Below are 17,660 nucleotides of genomic sequence, written 5' to 3'. Positions count from 1 at the left end.
GTTGTCTCAAACGTTTTTTTAAATTGTTGCTATCATAGTACGTATTTGAACCCACGTCAACCTTATTTTTTGAATTGTTTATCAATTTAAAATATTTAATTATTTGTGTATGCGTTTTCATTCCCTTTTAGTTTGGTTTTAGCTGAATTATGAACGTTTTTTAAATTTTTCGAAGAATTTATAAATTGCATTAATTTAGATATAAAAAAAAGCCCCATCCCATTGTTATGTTATGAATGGAGTGGAGCTCGGAAGGCGTTACATTATTAGACTTTTGCACTCTACTTTTGTAAACAACGTCTTAAAATAAGCTGTCATGAAAACGTCATTTGGATCATATTTGTCACGCTGCTCTAAAAATTTCGGCAGATTTGGATATAATTTTAGCATTCTTTCAGCGGTTAATGCATTTACTTTACCGAAATGAGGTCGACCGTTATACTTCGTCATTAGATGTTGCACCCATCTAAAATAAGGCTTCTCATCCATCCCCTTATACATATGAAATGCTAAAAATGCTGATTCTACTCCTCCTGTAGGACTTAGATATCCCATCTCACCTGACGCCGTTCTGCATTCAATCGGAAAATGTACTCGGAATGGATGTGATAGTAACGTATAATGTATCTCTTCCATACATGCTTCAAAGTGTTCTAATGGTATCGCATATTCACTCTCTAAAAACTTAACATGACGTGGTGTTGGAAAAATTTCATAGCTAAGTCCTGTTTTCATACCGTTTGGCACACTTGATGCAGAAATTTTACTGACGAGAGCTGTTCTTTTTGGCTGTTTACGGCATAGCTCTGACATCAGATAAAACAAACCATTTTCCACAAATTGAGTTTTGACGCTTTCAATCACTTTGGACGATTTCGATTGTTCAATTATTGGAATCATGTTCATCATTTTCACTTGTACTTTCTCACTACCGGGGAAGTAAAACCATTCTAAATGACGATTCTCTCGTATCATTTGTGACCAATCCTGTAATGCTACTGGTAATATGGATTGTGTTGAAACACATTTCAAGCTATATAATGGCACAGTTTGAAGTGTCACTTGAACAAGAACCCCTAATAAACCAAGTGATAAATGTAAGGAATTGGACAATTCATCATCTGCCCTTTTATGTTCATGATATTCTCCTAGTCCGTCTACAAACCCCCAAGCAATCACTTGATTTGAAATGGATCCAAGTGTGATTCCTGTACCATGTGTTCCAGTTGAAACAGCTCCCGCTATTGTTTGCTCCTGAATATCCCCCATATTCTGAAGTGCTAGTCCGTAATCCTTTAGCATTGGCCCAATTTCATATAAATAAGTTCCTGCCCATAAAGTTACTTCCCCTGATGCCTGATCAACATTGATTAATCCTCTCATATTGTGTAAAGATACAGCTATATCATCAGGCATTGCTACAGGGCTAAAAGAATGTCCAGCACCAGTAACTCGAAGCGTTTGACCATTTTCACTTACCTTTTTTATTATCTGCGATAGATGTTCAGTAGAAAGTGGTAATAAGGATCTAGATGGTTTACTGACCACGTTGCCTGACCAATTTGTCCATTCCTTTTGATCAATCCAATCTTTTACAGAAAACATTTCCCGTCCCCCCTATAAGTTGCAAAACTATTTATATATCGATCTTTTCGTTTCGCTTCCAGACAAAGAAAGCGCTCACATAACTCTCCTGCCTTAGCATGACGAAAATAGATTTTATCGCCAATATTTATTTGATGACCACTTCGTACATTAAGAGGAGTTTGCACCTCACCAGCACCTTCTAAATCATAAAAACGATAATTTTGTTCGTCATAGGGTACTGGCTGTTTGTCCCTGCCTATTGAACCAGAAGCGATATATCCTCCTCCATGACAAACAACGATATTCGGTTCAGGATTTCTCGTGACACGTAACGCAAAACCAGCTGCTGGTTGTAAATTCAATGTATGATAGTGATCAAAAAGTGCTGGTGCAAAAAATGCCGATCCTACTGTCACCTCAGTCACTTCTTCTTGAGCCGCTGTATATTGTAAGCTCCCTGAACCTCCTCCATTAACAATTTCTATCGTTGAAAAGCGTGTCAATAGCTCCTCAACAGCTTGTTTACGAAAGACTGCCAACTTTTTCTTCGAGTTATTTTTCAAAAACCGGATCATCGGTGCTTGCAATTTTTGAAGTGGTTTATCGATTACTCCAGCAATTTGCGCCTCATATCCCATCAAGCCCTTCACTACAACATTTGGAAACTTTGTTACTTCTGATAGAAATTGTGTTAGTAGCGGTAAAGAATGTAAAGATGAACGCCTTGTCCCAAAGTAAATAAAGGGGGTTTTCATTGAAAGATTGATATCGATACAAATATGTAAAGATGTGTCGTATTCACTTGCAATGTCTTGCAAGAATTGAATTTGTCTCACATCATCTACCATAAAGGTAATGTCCTTTCCATCTTTCACATGTGTTATAAGCTTTCTAGTACTCTTCGGTTCGAATATGGGGTAGCCAATAAGAAAATGATCAAACCCCTCATTTATCAAATACAACGTCTCTTCTGCAGTAAAAGTCATCCAACCCGAAAAAGATTGTAATTTTGAAGCAATATAAGTGAGAAGATCTTTCGAGCGAATCGATTTTGTCGCAATTCGAATGTTTTTCCCGTTTGTATGTTGATTGATAAAATCAATATTTGCGTCAAGTGCGTCTAAATCAATCCACGCAAATGGACACTCTAAATGTTCAAAGGCACGATCAAACGTTGACATTGCCTCACACCCTATCTATATATTAAAAAAACAAAAAATGCCCCTTTAGCGAGGAACCCATCTAATAATGATGTTTTACTTTTCCAGCTAAAAGGACATTTGAATAATCCTAATCATAATCATTTTCAACTTGTCAGCGACTAACGAATCTCCCATAAATCCACAGTAAGATTTAAGAAGAAAATTGTGTGTATAAGAACAAATACTAATCCTTGTTTATTAAATTTCTTCTTTAAGGTTTGATTCATAAGTATTTCCCCCTTCTTTTTCCATATTATAATCACAAACAACTTATTTTGCAAAAATTCAAACTTATAAGTTTAATATGACAATTCCACCTCTCTATGTAATGATATATGTAAAGGCATGTTTGGAGGTCATAATAATATGAAGAAAGCTTTACTTGTAATCGATTATACGAATGATTTTGTGGCGGAAGATGGCGCTTTAACTTGTGGAAAGGCTGGTCAAGCAATCGAACAAACCATAGCTTCACTAACAGAACAATTTATCAAAGATGGAGAGTTCATCGTTTTTTCTTGTGATCTACATGAAGCAAATGATGACTATCATCCAGAGTCTAAACTGTTCCCTCCTCATAATATTCGAGATACTGAAGGAAGAGAACTCTTTGGTTCATTAGAAAAAATTTTCAAAGATTATCAAGATCAAAGTAACATTCTATGGATGGATAAAACACGCTACAGCTCATTTGCTGGTACAAACTTAGATCAGCTTTTAGCTGAAAGAGGCATTCGAGAAATTCACTTAGTAGGTGTTTGCACAGACATTTGTGTACTACATACTGCAGTAGATGCATACAACAAAGGATTCAAAACTTATATCTACGAAAATGGTGTTGCAAGCTTTGACGAAAATGGGCACAAATGGGCGTTAAACCACTTCAAAAACACACTTGGTGCAGAGGTAATTGCTTTTAAAAAATAAAAAAGGTTTAAATTCACTCCAATAGGGCTATACGAATAATATACATCTAAAGGAGTGATCATAAATGAGTGTTATTTTATATTTAATCGTAGGTGGATTAATCGGCTGGGTTGCTGGCTTAATATTAGGTAAAGATATACCCGGAGGAATCATAGGTAATATGGTTGCAGGGATTTTAGGTTCTTGGCTTGGTGGGAAATTGCTTGGTTCATGGGGCTGGGAAGTTCAAGGCTTCTACGTATTCCCTTCAATTATCGGTGGCGTGATTTTAGTTTTCGTCGCAAGTTTAATTTTAAGAGGCATGAACAAGTAATGAGCACATGAAAGGATAGACGAGGCAAACAATATTTGCCTTATCTATCCTTTTTGTATTTATAATCTTCTCTAGTTGCAAATGTTTTTCCAAAGGTATTTTATAAATTGAACCTATCTTTAATTATTGAAGCAACGTTTTTAGCACTCAAATTTGTATTATTAATTTTTCTTCTTGATTTCATCAGCATCTGAATTCAACCTGTAATTTGGCATTCTTCTTCTTAAATCAGTATAAAATACATCCCCCTGCTAATTCTCTTTATTAATAAAGTAACTTACTACTCAATCCTCACTACAGTCATAGAACATTCGACATTCACCTAAAACAATCCTTTTTAGTTTAATCATCTATCTCAACATTCATAAAATACTCACGTTTAGCAATCTAAATCTTAATAAGTTTACTCATATCTTTAATAACAAAAGAGCACACCACTATGTAAACAGCGGTGTGCTCTTTTTAATTTTTTCTATAGAGAGCTAATACTACTAACTCTATTTTTTTGAAGCCTCTAAAGCGATTTTACTATTAAAAACGAGCTCTTTTTTATGTTTATCATAGAGTTTGTAATAATAGAGTACATTCTCTACGTATACGTCATCATGATTATAATGATATACAGCTTTTTTTATCTTACCATTTGCTGCGCCACTAGCGGCTAAATAATTGGCAGCACTATAAATAGCATCTTCAATATTATATGGGTCTGCTTGTCCGTCCCCATTTGCATCTACACCATAACCACCATAACTTTTAATAGTTTTAGGATCAGTCAATTCCTTCTTTTGAATATTGCCTTTTCCAAGGTCTTTACAAGAAGGATGATTCCAGCCAACAAAAGTACAAGGCATAAATTGCATATGACCTACCGCTCCAACGGGTGATTCTAACGTTTTCATAGTCGAAAATCGTGTTTCAATGCGGTGATGTGCAGCAAGTAAAGTCCATGGAATATGGTATTTCTTTGCCGCCTTCTGATAAATCGGAATATACTTATTCGGAATTTCAATATCAAATGCTGGTATATCTTTCATATCTTCAGTACCAAGTTTTTTAATAATCGGCAGCTCTTTTAACTGCTGCCACATGATGATTGTCGTTGTATAAAGTGCAATCGATACCGGGATTAGTAAAATGATCAGCCAGAGCTTCAATTTCATATGCAATTGTTGCTTCTTTTTATTTACCATTTTCTAAACACCTATCATCACATTATTAAGGAATATTATCGACTATTAGATTGGTTTCTTTTTAGCTATAAAGAACGCTAACACAAATGCGACAATCGCAAATGCAAAAGAACCTGAATATACGACACGAATACCGCTAGCTATTATATCGACCAGTTGACCAATTTCTTCACTAGAAAATATATTTGTATCAAAATGACCATTTAAATTGATGTCGCCTTTACCAAAGCTAGCTAATTTTTCACTTGTTGCTAGATTAAACAACATACCAAAAATTGCGGCTCCAACGGATTGACTAAATGTATTAATGAAGGAATTCAAGCCAATAGATGTTCCCAACTGATCTCTTTTAGCAGAAGTTTGTACAGCAATGATTAACATTGGTGCTATTAAACCCATACCAACACCTAATAACCCTGTTCCAACATAAACAAGTATTTCATTTGAATCAGCAGATAAAGTAGTTAAGATAAATGTAGCGATTACTAACAACCCTGTACCAATTTGAATAATTGTTTTAGTTGTTAAACGCCCTATTAAATTACTCCCTAAAATTGCCCCTACTGTCCACATAACAGATAATGGTGTCAACATTAAACCAGCTTGCGTAGCATTCTTACCAAAAACCGACTGTGCAAAAATAGGCAAGTATGCCGAAATACTAATGACAATGGCCATTACAAATAGCGTTAAACCATTTACTATATTCAAGCGGCGATTTCTGAATAAAGAAAGGGGTACAATTGGTTCTTCTGCCTTTAGCTCTACTCGAACAAATATGATTAGTGCAATAGCCGCTACTGCATATAAAATAATTGATTTAGAACCGAACCAATTTTGTGTATTGCTTCCCTCAATAATCGTATAGAGTAATGCAACCATCCCAATTGAGAAAAATAGCGCTCCAGCATAATCGATTTTACGCTTCGCAGTTTGCACTTCTTCCTCGTAGTATTTAGCAATCATGAAAATAGATCCTAAACCAAACGGTATATTCAATAAGAAAATATAATGCCATGTTAATTGGTCAACAATAAAGCCACCAACTAGTGGTCCTATTACACCCGATACGCCCCAGACCATACTAATCCAACCTTGGCCTTTTGCACGTTTTTTTTCAGTGTCAAATAATTCTCCGACAATCGTTAAAGTGATCGGTAAGATCGAACCTGCTCCAATCCCTTGAATTGCACGGAATACGATTAACTGCTCCATCGACTGTGCTAAACCACATAATAATGAGCCTAATAAGAAAATGGATATCCCAATGATGATCATCTTTTTTCGACCAAATAAGTCAGCTAATTTACCGAATATAATCGTCGCAATAGCTGATGTCAGTAAATAAGCTGAATAGATCCAACTAATTAACTCAACGCCTGACAAATCGGTAGTAATACTTGGAATTGCTGTTGCAACAATGGTACCTTCAATCGCTGCAAGTGCCGTTGCAAGTAATACAGCAATAAATACTTTATTCATAAAAAACCTCAATTCTAAAAAAAGTTATACAGTCCTACTAAATAAAATATTATAACACGAAAACAAAAAATTACCTAAATGAGTAATTTTCCGCTAGTTTCTGACAAAGAGGTTTGATACTATAAAAAAATGGGTATTAGTATAAATGTACATAACAACCATTTTACTCTCAATTTGTTTACCCAATTATTTAGGAGGTACATATATATATGTGGGAAGATTTTAAAAAGTTCGCCTTAAAAGGCAACGTAATAGATTTAGCCGTAGGGGTTGTAATCGGGGGGGCATTCGGAAAAATCGTAACTTCGTTAGTAAATGATATTATTACTCCGATAGTCTCTTTATTACTTGGCACAGTATCATTCACTGACTTACATTACAAAGATATAAAATACGGGAACTTTATCCAAAGTGCACTAGATTTCTTCATCATCGCTTTCTCAATTTTCATGTTCATTCGAATCATTTCTAAATTGAGCCTCAAGAAGAAAAAAGAAGAAGTTGTTGTTGAAGCACCACCAGCACCTACTACTGAAGAATTATTAAAAGATATTCGCGATTTATTAAAAGACAAGCAAGCATAATATAGACAAGAAAACGAGCGACTCAATAAGAATCGCTCGTTTTTTTATTTACCATCTTCAATTATTGTTTCCATATCGACGGCAATTGTATCGAAAGGTACATCTTGTGCACCACTATAGTTTTTAACAACAACACCATTTTGATCAACTAAGAAAAAGCTTGTACCGTGGATCACTTGGTCATCTGCTGGATTGTCTTTTACTAACGTTTTAAATGATTTTAAAGCAAAGTCTGCAATTTCATCTTGTGAATAACCAGTTAAAAATTCCCATTTAGAACTATCTGGAACTGGGTAGCTGTTCAAGTATTTGTTTAATACTTGTGGCTTATCGACTTCAGGATCAACACTAAATCCAACAATCTTATAGTCTTCTAACCCTTTGTCTTGGAAAGATTTTTGAATATCCGTCATATTCATCGTCATCGGTGGACATACAGTAGTACATCTTGTGAAAATGAACATACCTAACCAAGGTTTACCTTTTAAAGAATCTAACGATACTTTTTCATTGTTCTGATTGGTATATTCAAATGGTTCTACTTTCCAATCTGTATCCGCTTTAAACTTCCCGTTGCCACAAGCAGATAATACTAATACAAATATTAATAATAATGGCAATGTTAAATGTCTTTTTTTCATGGGTGATTCACTCCTTCATACAAACAATCTTAACGAATTGTATACAATAACACAAGAAGGCTGTACTATTCGTTTAAGACGAATTTGTGAAGGATTATGTTTTTAAAGAGACTAGCACATCGTGAATCGATTCTAGTTTAGACTCCACACGGTGCATCAAGTAAAATGATACAACAATAGGAAAGCCTACTTCCTGTATAAACGTCAGCCATTGCTCCATCTCATTCCCCCCTTTGCAAATAGAAAAGATTGCCCCATCAGCCTTGATGGCGAACGAGACAATCTACTATGCTTATGCTTGTACTTGATATTCAGTCACTTGGCGATCTACTATTTGAGCGCCTTTAATCGTTGCTATAGGCTCGCCGTGCACTAAAAATACAGCACTATCGATTATAGCCACCATCGCATCACTAATTTCCTGTTCGGTCAGTGAGTACTTTGGAGCATCGACGTTTAGCGTATAATTTTTGTCACCTGCAGTTTTAAATTGTAACTGTAATACTTTTGCCATTAATAATCCCTCCCTTTCTTAAATTAGTTACTTAGTACTTCTTGTAATTCATTAAACTCAACTTTGCTCATAGCATTGCTTGTTAAACCGGCAATTACATTTGACACTGTTACTAATGCTTCTGCTTGTACACCTTTCTTAATATTGTTATACGTTTTCTTCTTTTCTACTGGCTCTCCCTTGTCATTTGTACCTACTACGAATGACAAGCGCAGTGTTGCGTTACTAAAATTAAAAGTCGCCATGTTGTTCCCCCCTTTCACTAATTAAATAGAATTTTTTAAAAGAAAAGGAGACAACAGGTGAATTTTTTTCAACTTCCTTTTATAATGGTAGAAGAGTATAGAAGAGGTGAGAGGTTTGTTAACTGGCTGGTTTCTGTGGTTTATATTAATTTGGGTAGTTTTATTCATAGGCTTGATGGCAATTGGCGGATTCTTTATGTTCCGTAAGTTCTTAAAAAGGATGCCTAAAGAAGATGGTAAATCTGCTATGGATTGGGAAGAACATTATGTTGGTGAGACAATCCATTTATGGGGTGACGACTCTAAAGCTTTATTAACAGAGCTTGTAAGTCCTGTTCCTGATTTATTTAGACCTGTTGCAAAGCAAAAAATAGCAGGCAAAATTGGAGAGTTGGCATTAGAGGAAAAAGCGTCATCTATTTCATTTGATTTAATTATTAGAGGATATATCATCGCCTCCCCTAAACGAGATCATAAATTTTTACGTAAAAAATTAACTCAAATGAAAATCGATACAACACCGTACGAACATCTTCTTGATTAGGTAATAAATAAAAAGGTTCTTCTCCATTTCACATAGAGAAGAACCTTTTTTATTTTGCATTTAATTGTTTTTCAAGCTTTTTATAACGAACTAACATCGCAATTCGCCATGGAACTATCATTGAAAATGCTAAAATCCAGAACATGCCGCCAAGTTCACCTAAATGGAATGCACCACTTAGATAAATTTTCGCCACTGTACGGACAATCAATAAACCAGCTAAAATAAAGAAAAATGCTTTAGACGGCTTTAAAAAGATGTCATCTTCAACAATATGAAATTTCGATGTCGCGATTAATACAGTTGAAAAGATAATACCTACTATAATTGCTTCTAACACTTGTGTCCAAGGTACTCTGAAATATTCAAAGCAAAACATTAAAGCACCAGTAGACATCGCAATCGGTGGGATAATGATTTTCTTAGCACTAGCAGGTTTTTTAGCCGATTTGGCTCTCACTGTCATCGCCATAATCCCCATAAAGACAACAGCGACAGTTGAGCCTATGACCATATATTGAGAAGGAATTGAACTCAACATAATAGACCCTCTCCTAACATAACTAATATTCCACTACTTTTACAATCGTAGACATTAAGCGTTGCTGATCAAAAGGTTTCGTAATAAAATCCTTAGCACCAAGCGAGAGTGCCTGTAAAATCATCTTTTGCTGCCCTAATGCACTGATTATAATAATTTTCGCATCAGGAAATTCTTCGATGATCACTTTCGTTGCATCTAAACCCGACATAACCGGCATTGTTACATCCATCGTTACAACATCTGGTAATAATTCACGATACTTTTCAATTGCTTCTCTGCCATTAATCGCTTCGCCAACGACTTCATAACTTGAATCCGCTAACATCGTTTTTATGGCATGACGCATGAACATCGTGTCATCTACTACTAATACCTTCGTCAAACACTCAACCCCTAATTTGAAACTAAAAATACTATACTACTAATAAGTGTAGTAAGCCAATTAAAATCCCATGAAATCACCGAAAATTGGTTGTAATAATCTAATAATCAGTGTCATTCCATCAAAGTATAATAATATCCCAACAATTATCATCACATAACCGCCGATTTTAACGATTTTCTGACTATGATTACGAATCCAACTTAATTTTGTCATAAAGAATGATAAAAGGAAAAATGGAATAGAGAAACCAAGACTATATGTTAGTAGATACCAAATACCTGATCCTGGATTTGTACCCGCTAACGACAGAATACCACCTAAGATAGGTCCAGTACAGGGAGTCCACCCCGCAGCAAACGCTAAACCAATTAAGAAAGAACCAATATAACCTGCTGGTCTATTTTTAAATTGGAATTTGCGATCTTTCATTAAAAAGTCCGGTGTAAAGACGCCAATAATCATTAGTCCAAAAATAACAATTAATATCCCACCAACTTGACGAATCAAGTCATCGTATTTGAAGAAGAACCCTGAAAGATAAGATGTAGTTAGCCCTAAAATGAGGAAGATCATTGTAAATCCTAGTAAGAAAAACAATGTGTGCAAAATGGCCGTTTTTTGAAGCATTCCTTTGTCATTCTTTAACTTATCAAATGACACACCTGTTATGTAAGATAGAAATGCTGGATAAAGCGGCAACGTACATGGTGAGATAAAACTAAGAATACCTGCACCAAATGCTAAAAAATAGTTAAAATCAGTATTCATATTTGTTGTCGCTCCTTAAAGTTTCTGTACCCATCGTACCAAACTTTTCAAGAAATATCTTTTCTTTTGTCTGTGAATTTTTCATGACAAAATTATGCAATGAATATAGCGATAGCTATTTAAGAAAATATGATATATAACTATGAGAAAAAACTCGCTTGATTGGGGTGCCTCTTTGGCGCTACTCGGCTTCCCTTTAGCGTTGCTCGGGCTCCTTTTAGCGCTACTGGTGCTCTTTAGCGCTGTTCGGGCTCCCTTTAGCGCTACTCGCAATCCCTTTAGCGCTACTCGGACCCTTTAGCGCTACTCGGGCTCCTTTTGGCTCTACTCGCAATCCCTTTAGCGCTACTCGGGCTCTTTAGCGCTACTTGAACTCTCTTTAACGCTACTCGCAATCTCTTTAGCGCTACTCGGGCTCCTTTTGGCTCTACTCGTGCCCTTTAGCGCTACTCGCAATCCCTTTGGCTCTACTCGGGCTCCTTTTAGCGCTACTCGCAATCTCTTTAGCGCTACTCGAGCTCCTTTTAGCGCTACTCGTGCCCTTTAGCGCTACTCGCAACCTCTTACCCCTACTCAACTCCTAAAATCCCCACAAAAAAATCCCCAAAAAGCCACTAACTACCAGCAGCTTCCTGGAGACTATACTTGCACTATCCTACTTCTTGAACTAATCCATTTTGTAACTGATACATCTTATGATACAAGCCATTTTTAGCAAGTAACTCTTGATGTGTTCCTCGCTCGACAATTTCACCATGGTGGAGCACTAATATTTGCTCGGCATCTTGTATCGTACTTAGGCGATGCGCGATGGCAATTGTTGTACGACCTTGACGCATTTTGTCGAGACTTCCTTGAATGGCTACTTCAGTTTCTGTATCGATTGTTGCTGTTGCTTCATCTAATACGAGCACTTTCGGATTCGTTGCAATAGTTCGCGCAAATGCAATGAGCTGCCTTTGCCCACTTGAGAATGTGGAACCACGTTCTGACACTTGATGTTTATAGCCATTTGGCATGGATTCGATAAATTGATCTGCTTGCACAAACTCTGCTGCAGCTTTGACATCTTCTTCCGACAGGTTTTCATTAAAGAGTTTGATATTACTTTCAATATTTCCGTAAAACAAGAATGGATCTTGTAATACTAGACCCATCTGCTGTCTCAACGTTTGTTTCGGGAAATTTTTAATCGACTGCCCATCTATTAAAATCTCTCCTCTTTCAAACTCGTAAAATCGCATTAATAGGTTAATAATTGAACTTTTTCCGCTCCCAGTATGACCGACAAGCGCGACCGTTTCACCAGGTTTAACGGTAAATGAAATATTTTTCAAAACATCAGTCTTACCATCATATGAGAATGTTACATTTCGGAATTCAATATGACCGTCTGACATTTTCACAGAAGAATCATCGAGTTGCTGAGGATCTAATTCCTTGTCGTCCAATAATGTAAAGACGCGTGATGCAGAAACAATCGCTTGCTGGAAAATTGAAAGTCTTTGCATGACTTGATTAATCGGTTCAAAAAAGCGATTAATATAGCTGACAAATGCATAAATGACACCGATTTCTACCGGTTCACTAAAGGATGTTATCCCAAAAAAGCTCAACATTAAAATTAGACCAAACGCATACACCAAGTCAATGACAGGTCTTAATAATAAACCATCTAGTTTAATACTACTCATCACTGCTTTATAATGCTTTTCATTTATCTCGTCAAACTCATCTCGGAAACGTTTTTCCTGACGAAATGCCTGCACAATCGACATACCAGATAATGATTCTGCAAGTTTGGCATTTAATTGACTCAGTCTTTCACGCATATCCATATAATAAAAGGCACTATATTTTCTATAAATATAGACAATACAGAAAAGAATAGGTAGTAAAATAACTGTTGCTAATGCCAGTTTCCAGTTTAATGCAAACATTGCAATATATACTCCGATGACTAAAAAGCCACTTTGTACAAAGCCAATTAATACACTAACGAACATATCCATAATGGCTTCCGTATCATTCGTTACACGAGATACGATACTACCAGCTGGTGTTTTATCAAAATAGCGCATACCTAGTTTATGAACCTTTGTATAGACATCTATTCGTAACTGCTGGATTACCTTAAGAGCTAGCACATTGAAACGAAGCATCTGTAAATAACTAATAACCGAATTCAATATTTGAATGCCAATGTATACCGCAGCTAAGGTGATTAACGTATTTGTCGGGAAATGACGTGGTGTTAAATAATCATCCATAAATATTTTAATTAACAATGGTCCGAGTATATCGCCGAGAACAGTAATTAAGAGCAACATTAATGCAATCACAATGGACTTTTTATGTGGTTTCAAATATGTAAGGAGTCGCTTTAATACTTGCCACTGTTCCTTACCTGTTAGGGTGATTTTTTGTTCTTCATTCATGTTGACTCACCCCCTCTTCAACCTGTTGTTCAAGTTGTTGCAATTGATACATTTCGAAATAACGACCTTTAAGTGCCATTAACTTTTCATGTGTTCCTTTTTCTACAACTGCCCCATCATGTAAAACAATGATGAGATGCGCATGGACAAGTGCACTTAATCGGTGGGACGTAATAATTGTCGTAGCGTCTGTTCTAGCTTCTTTTAATGACTCTAAAATGGCTTCTTCTGTCTTTGCGTCAACTGCTGATAAAGAATCGTCTAATATGAGCAGTTCAGGCTTCATTAACAACGCTCGTGCAATCGATATCCGTTGTTTCTGTCCTCCAGAAAGTGATACTCCTCGCTCTCCGACGACGGTATTGTAACCTTCCGTAAAGCGCAATATATCATCATGAATTTGTGCAATTCGCGCAGCATTTGTCACTTCATCTTCACCAACATCCGGGTTTGTAAAAGCTATATTTTGATATAAGGATGCAGAGAATAAGAAATGCTCTTGCGGCACATAGCCAATTGCTTCGCGTAATTTTATTGCTTGATAATCTCCTATGACATGCTCTCCGTAACGAATCTCCCCATCGTAGCCGTCAAATTCACGCATTAATAGTTTTAATATCGCAGTTTTACCTGCTCCCGTCTTGCCGACAATACCGAGTGTTTCACCACGTTTCAACTTGAACTGTACATCTTTTAATGCCGGTGTCTCATCACCAGGGAATGTAAATGAATTAATATTAAACTCGATATCCCCATGTGGTCGAATGGATAATGCATCTTCTTTATCTTCAACATCCATTTTCTCTGATAATAGATTTTGAATTCGGTCATATGATGCACTACCTCGCTCCATGATGTTAAAAAGTAAACCAAATGCCAACATTGGCCACACAAGCAGACCTAAGTATGATGTAAACGATACTAAATCGCCAAGTGTCATATCGCCAGCAACGACAAATTTAGATCCAAATATAATCGTTAAGAAAAATGATATACCTACAACAAGTGAAATTGTTGGATCAAATAGTGAATCCACCTTTGCCACTCGTGTATTTTTCGCAACAACTTCGTCAGATAATCGTTTAAAATCTGCGATATCCTCTTTGTCTTGACCAAATGTCTTCATCACTTTTATTCCAGTAATACTTTCCTGCGTTTTATCATTTAAGTCCGAAAACGCGGCTTGCGCATGATGAAAACGTGCATGTAAAAGTTTACCGTAATAATTCGTTGACAGCGCCATAAACGGCATTGGAATTAAAGCGATTAACGTAAGCTTCCAATCGATCGTAATGGCCATTGCCAAGATTACAAAGCCCCCTGTTGTAATAGAATCTACAAGAGTTAAAACACCATTTCCCGCTGTTTGTTGCACAGCTGATACATCATTTGTGGCATGTGCCATTAAATCTCCGATACGACGTTTTTGATAAAAGGACGGTGCCATCGACGTAAAGTGATGAAATAATTTTGCACGTAACCTTTTAGCTAGTGTCATAGACGATCCAAAAATCATAATCCGCCAATAATAGCGAATCACATACATCAATATTGCAGAAGCAGCTAATAGACTCAACCATTTAACTAGCGAGCCCACAGTTAAGTTGCCACCGCCAATTTCATCGACAACAACACCAATAATTTTTGGCGGTACTAACTGTAACATTGCCACCATGATTAAGAGCGAAATTCCCACTAAGTATTGCTTCTTACGCTCTTTAAAGAACCAACCTAATTCAAAAAATACCTTCATCTCTATTCACCTTCTTTTCTTCACAAGTACCAGTTTATCAAATATTCTGAAATGATTGAAGATAAAAAATAAAATAATTTCGGTTTCCTAAATATTTTTTTATTTTTCAATTCATTTTAAAATGCCCACAAAAAAATAACCCTTTATTATTTATAAAATCATAAAGGATTACCTATAGTTTTCACATCATTTATTCAATTAGATTTACGGAAGAAACTTAAACCAAACCCATCTTGAACTACCAGAATTAGCAATTGAATCAACTATTCCAATAATTCAAGTGTAATAAAGGTAGATTAAATTTAATACGATAAACCGTTTATGTGCAATTTCAAAAGAATGTGTCAAATTCATTTTAAAGTACCTGTACTAATAATAGACGTTTTAACATGGACATCCACATTTAACTTAGCAATGGTTTTTTCCGTCAGTTTTTTATTCCATTCCCCTTTGTAATACATTCGAAAATTTTCACTTAGACCAATTGGGTCGATCTTCAAACCTTTAAGTTTGTCTAAAAAATCTTCAATGTCTTTACTCAGTTGTTTATCAATATCATCTTCTAGAATTGCTATACTTTTTGGCGTATTCAATTCATGCTCTCTTTTACCTTTATATTCACTAAGCGTTCCTTTTACATTTAATGTAATAGTTAGCTTTGGAGAATCATGGTTTTTATTACTTTTTACTTTAACCTTACTTTCAATTAAATCGAGCATGACTACTTCTTTGCCATTACCTTTATTTAAATCTAATGGTAATGGTGCAAGTTTCTTTTTACCTTGTAATGCTTGAATAATGAGTGCTTCACTTGGTGTAATACTCTCGAACATATTTTTATTCTTGAACAAAGCAACTCCCTTAATCTCTATTTTATCGTCGACTTTTTCTATTATCGGAATAATCGGATCAAATACTGGATTTGTTAACGTGTATATAAAATCATGAATATTGGTATTCGGATTAAAAGCAGTATTGATACTAGGCAGTAATAAATCATTTAAATAAAAGTTGATATTTGGTTTGTCCAAATATTCGCCCTTTAACAAATCTTCTCCATTTCCATTAACTACTGCAATAAGTACTTTATTACCTACTTCAGCATCTCTATATAAATTTTGAATGACTTTCTGCACTTTTCCCTTTCGTGCATATTCCTCATTAATAAGAACAACACGTAATTGGTTTAAAATAACTTTTTTATCTGAAAGTTTCTCAATTTTAACAATTCCCTTAGAAACTAAGTCTGTTTTCACTGAGAAAATCTGTGTATTCCGTTGCGCTTCTGGCGAATATTGTGGAATCGCTACGGTTAATTTAGTTGTATCTTCGTCTATATAGTCAAATGCCATTATACCAACCATACCTACTTCTTCTAATGGTACTTTTACCTCTTTCTCTGAACAACCTACCAAAAAAATGAGTACAAAAACAGTAGATATCAATATAATTTTTTTGCTCATGCTTGCACCTGCTTTTTTCTAAGTAAATGTACTATGGCCAAAAAAATCGGCCAAACTACTATCACATATCCAACATAGTTGCTTGCTGAAAATAATTTTTCTTGGAATTCTTGAGGAAATGGCATCTTCACAATCAGGAAAATAATTAGTGCAAGAATGTAAATATAATTTTTCTTTTCTTTAGATAGTAATGAATCCATGCCTCTTTTCGCGCACCATAAATATACTGTAACTGTAGACAAAATTAGAAATACCCACAGTGTCATTCCTATAATATCGATTCTTTCAATAAAAGAAAATTCTCCAGCTTTAAACAAATTTAATACCGAAAACTCTACATATTTTAACTGCCATTCTGAAAAATACATCACACTTACTGCAGTTGTTATAAAACAAAGAACTATGCTTATCCAGATCCCTATTAATGCATGTTTATACGCTTTTTTTTGATCTATAATATTCGGGAAATAAAACATAATTAATTCATAGCCTAAGATAGATAAATAACCTTTTTTCATCGCATCATAAAATTCTTTGCTATTAAAATTGAATATAGGAAGAAAATGACTCACATCTCCTTTTTCAATTGCCCAACGAAGAAAATAAACCATAGGCAGAGTTATAAAAAAAGTTAAGATGCAGAACCTTGCTACAGATCTAATCCCTCCACGGACTATATAAATAAGTAATAATAGAAAAAAGAAAGCAGGTGCAGTAATAGTTTGCTCTGGAAGTGCTGTACTTTGTATAAGATGTAAATAACTACTGATAATCCCTGCTGAAAAAACCAAAAATTGCAAGACAATAAATAAATTGACACACTTCCCTAACAATTTCCCTAATAGTATTTCATTGATCCGGAATAAGTTTTCATTAGGATACTTACTATTAATCCATATCATCGGTAATAGTGTTAGACTTGCAATTATCCCAAAAAGGATAGGAAAAAGTGTTTGACTATAACCTAAAGCACTCAGTTTTTGAGGTAGAGTGAGTATTCCAGTACCAACCATTACGCTTTGCACCAAAAAGATAACATGATATCTATTTAAAAATTTCTGTTTGTTTGTACTCAAC

At 35.4% G+C, this 17,660-nt stretch carries 19 protein-coding genes; 4 read left to right on the top strand and 15 right to left on the bottom strand.

All coding sequences use genetic code 11. From position 1 onward, the window contains the following. Nucleotides 1-258 precede the first annotated feature (258 nt). A complete protein-coding gene (locus MHH98_RS10800; RefSeq protein WP_038182007.1) occupies nucleotides 259-1,605 on the bottom strand; it encodes a D-arabinono-1,4-lactone oxidase in 1,347 nt (448 codons plus the stop codon). Continuing rightward, nucleotides 1,593-2,768: an alanine racemase gene (locus MHH98_RS10795; RefSeq protein WP_038182010.1), complete on the bottom strand. Its 1,176-nt coding sequence runs from the start codon at nucleotides 2,766-2,768 to the stop codon at nucleotides 1,593-1,595. Before MHH98_RS10795 ends, MHH98_RS10800 begins: the two co-directional genes overlap by 13 nt. A 387-nt stretch (nucleotides 2,769-3,155) precedes the next feature. Here MHH98_RS10795 and MHH98_RS10790 point away from each other — a divergent pair, with 387 nt between their 5' ends. Together MHH98_RS10790 and MHH98_RS10785 are read left to right on the top strand one after the other, a co-directional pair. Continuing rightward, nucleotides 3,156-3,716, top strand: coding sequence for a cysteine hydrolase family protein (locus MHH98_RS10790; protein WP_076034845.1), 561 nt, complete (start codon nucleotides 3,156-3,158; stop codon nucleotides 3,714-3,716). A 64-nt stretch (nucleotides 3,717-3,780) separates the two neighbouring features. Beyond that, complete coding sequence (locus MHH98_RS10785; protein WP_038182014.1) at nucleotides 3,781-4,029, top strand: GlsB/YeaQ/YmgE family stress response membrane protein; 249 nt, start codon at nucleotides 3,781-3,783, stop codon at nucleotides 4,027-4,029. A gap of 497 nt (nucleotides 4,030-4,526) precedes the next feature. Here the strand turns inward: MHH98_RS10785 and MHH98_RS10780 are convergent, their stop codons facing one another. Next, on the bottom strand, nucleotides 4,527-5,222 hold the full coding sequence (locus MHH98_RS10780; protein WP_038182017.1) for a lytic transglycosylase domain-containing protein: 696 nt from the start codon (nucleotides 5,220-5,222) through the stop codon (nucleotides 4,527-4,529). A 45-nt stretch (nucleotides 5,223-5,267) separates the two neighbouring features. Continuing rightward, the gene (locus MHH98_RS10775) at nucleotides 5,268-6,704 is read right to left on the bottom strand and encodes an MDR family MFS transporter (protein ID WP_038182020.1); all 1,437 of its coding nucleotides are present in this window, start codon (nucleotides 6,702-6,704) and stop codon (nucleotides 5,268-5,270) included. A gap of 209 nt (nucleotides 6,705-6,913) precedes the next feature. Between MHH98_RS10775 and mscL the strand changes: the two genes are divergently transcribed. Continuing rightward, nucleotides 6,914-7,288, top strand: a complete 375-nt coding sequence (mscL, locus tag MHH98_RS10770) for a large conductance mechanosensitive channel protein MscL (RefSeq protein ID WP_038182025.1) — start codon at nucleotides 6,914-6,916, stop codon at nucleotides 7,286-7,288. A gap of 44 nt (nucleotides 7,289-7,332) precedes the next feature. Here mscL and MHH98_RS10765 read toward each other — a convergent pair whose 3' ends face one another. The 4 genes from MHH98_RS10765 to MHH98_RS10750 all read right to left on the bottom strand — a co-directional run bounded on the left by MHH98_RS10765 (nucleotide 7,333) and on the right by MHH98_RS10750 (nucleotide 8,688). Next, entirely contained in the window at nucleotides 7,333-7,929 is a 597-nt protein-coding gene (locus MHH98_RS10765; protein WP_038182028.1) for an SCO family protein, read from the bottom strand. Nucleotides 7,930-8,023: 94 nt separating this feature from the next. Beyond that, nucleotides 8,024-8,149 (bottom strand): YvrJ family protein, encoded by a 126-nt coding sequence (locus MHH98_RS10760; RefSeq protein WP_076034843.1) that lies wholly within the window; start codon nucleotides 8,147-8,149, stop codon nucleotides 8,024-8,026. A 72-nt stretch (nucleotides 8,150-8,221) separates the two neighbouring features. Beyond that, entirely contained in the window at nucleotides 8,222-8,443 is a 222-nt protein-coding gene (locus MHH98_RS10755) for a DUF2922 domain-containing protein (protein WP_076065010.1), read from the bottom strand. A gap of 23 nt (nucleotides 8,444-8,466) precedes the next feature. Then, complete coding sequence (locus MHH98_RS10750; protein WP_038182034.1) at nucleotides 8,467-8,688, bottom strand: DUF1659 domain-containing protein; 222 nt, start codon at nucleotides 8,686-8,688, stop codon at nucleotides 8,467-8,469. 115 nt (nucleotides 8,689-8,803) lie between these two features. Here MHH98_RS10750 and MHH98_RS10745 point away from each other — a divergent pair, with 115 nt between their 5' ends. Continuing rightward, nucleotides 8,804-9,232, top strand: coding sequence for a DUF2621 domain-containing protein (locus MHH98_RS10745; protein ID WP_051448632.1), 429 nt, complete (start codon nucleotides 8,804-8,806; stop codon nucleotides 9,230-9,232). Between the two features lie 49 nt (nucleotides 9,233-9,281). Here MHH98_RS10745 and MHH98_RS10740 read toward each other — a convergent pair whose 3' ends face one another. The 7 genes from MHH98_RS10740 to MHH98_RS10710 all read right to left on the bottom strand — a co-directional run bounded on the left by MHH98_RS10740 (nucleotide 9,282) and on the right by MHH98_RS10710 (nucleotide 17,659). Next, nucleotides 9,282-9,773, bottom strand: a complete 492-nt coding sequence (locus MHH98_RS10740) for a CcdC family protein (protein ID WP_038182039.1) — start codon at nucleotides 9,771-9,773, stop codon at nucleotides 9,282-9,284. A gap of 22 nt (nucleotides 9,774-9,795) precedes the next feature. Beyond that, complete coding sequence (locus MHH98_RS10735; RefSeq protein ID WP_076034842.1) at nucleotides 9,796-10,158, bottom strand: response regulator; 363 nt, start codon at nucleotides 10,156-10,158, stop codon at nucleotides 9,796-9,798. 60 nt (nucleotides 10,159-10,218) lie between these two features. Further along, complete coding sequence (locus tag MHH98_RS10730) at nucleotides 10,219-10,929, bottom strand: cytochrome c biogenesis CcdA family protein (RefSeq protein WP_038182042.1); 711 nt, start codon at nucleotides 10,927-10,929, stop codon at nucleotides 10,219-10,221. Nucleotides 10,930-11,579: 650 nt separating this feature from the next. Beyond that, nucleotides 11,580-13,367, bottom strand: a complete 1,788-nt coding sequence (locus tag MHH98_RS10725; RefSeq protein ID WP_340712803.1) for an ABC transporter ATP-binding protein — start codon at nucleotides 13,365-13,367, stop codon at nucleotides 11,580-11,582. Continuing rightward, nucleotides 13,360-15,120 carry an ABC transporter transmembrane domain-containing protein gene (locus MHH98_RS10720; protein ID WP_038182048.1) on the bottom strand — a complete coding sequence of 587 codons (1,761 nt, stop codon included), beginning with the start codon at nucleotides 15,118-15,120 and terminating at the stop codon, nucleotides 13,360-13,362. Before MHH98_RS10720 ends, MHH98_RS10725 begins: the two co-directional genes overlap by 8 nt. A 350-nt stretch (nucleotides 15,121-15,470) precedes the next feature. Then, complete coding sequence (locus tag MHH98_RS10715) at nucleotides 15,471-16,583, bottom strand: Ger(x)C family spore germination protein (RefSeq protein WP_076034839.1); 1,113 nt, start codon at nucleotides 16,581-16,583, stop codon at nucleotides 15,471-15,473. Continuing rightward, the gene (locus MHH98_RS10710; RefSeq protein ID WP_076065006.1) at nucleotides 16,580-17,659 is read right to left on the bottom strand and encodes a GerAB/ArcD/ProY family transporter; all 1,080 of its coding nucleotides are present in this window, start codon (nucleotides 17,657-17,659) and stop codon (nucleotides 16,580-16,582) included. Before MHH98_RS10710 ends, MHH98_RS10715 begins: the two co-directional genes overlap by 4 nt. Nucleotide 17,660: the final 1 nt, after the last annotated feature.

The sequence above is a fragment of the Viridibacillus sp. FSL H8-0110 genome, from assembly GCF_038003565.1.
In the GTDB taxonomy this organism is placed as follows: domain Bacteria; phylum Bacillota; class Bacilli; order Bacillales_A; family Planococcaceae; genus Viridibacillus; species Viridibacillus arenosi.
This window is presented reverse-complemented; position numbering and strand designations above follow the sequence as displayed.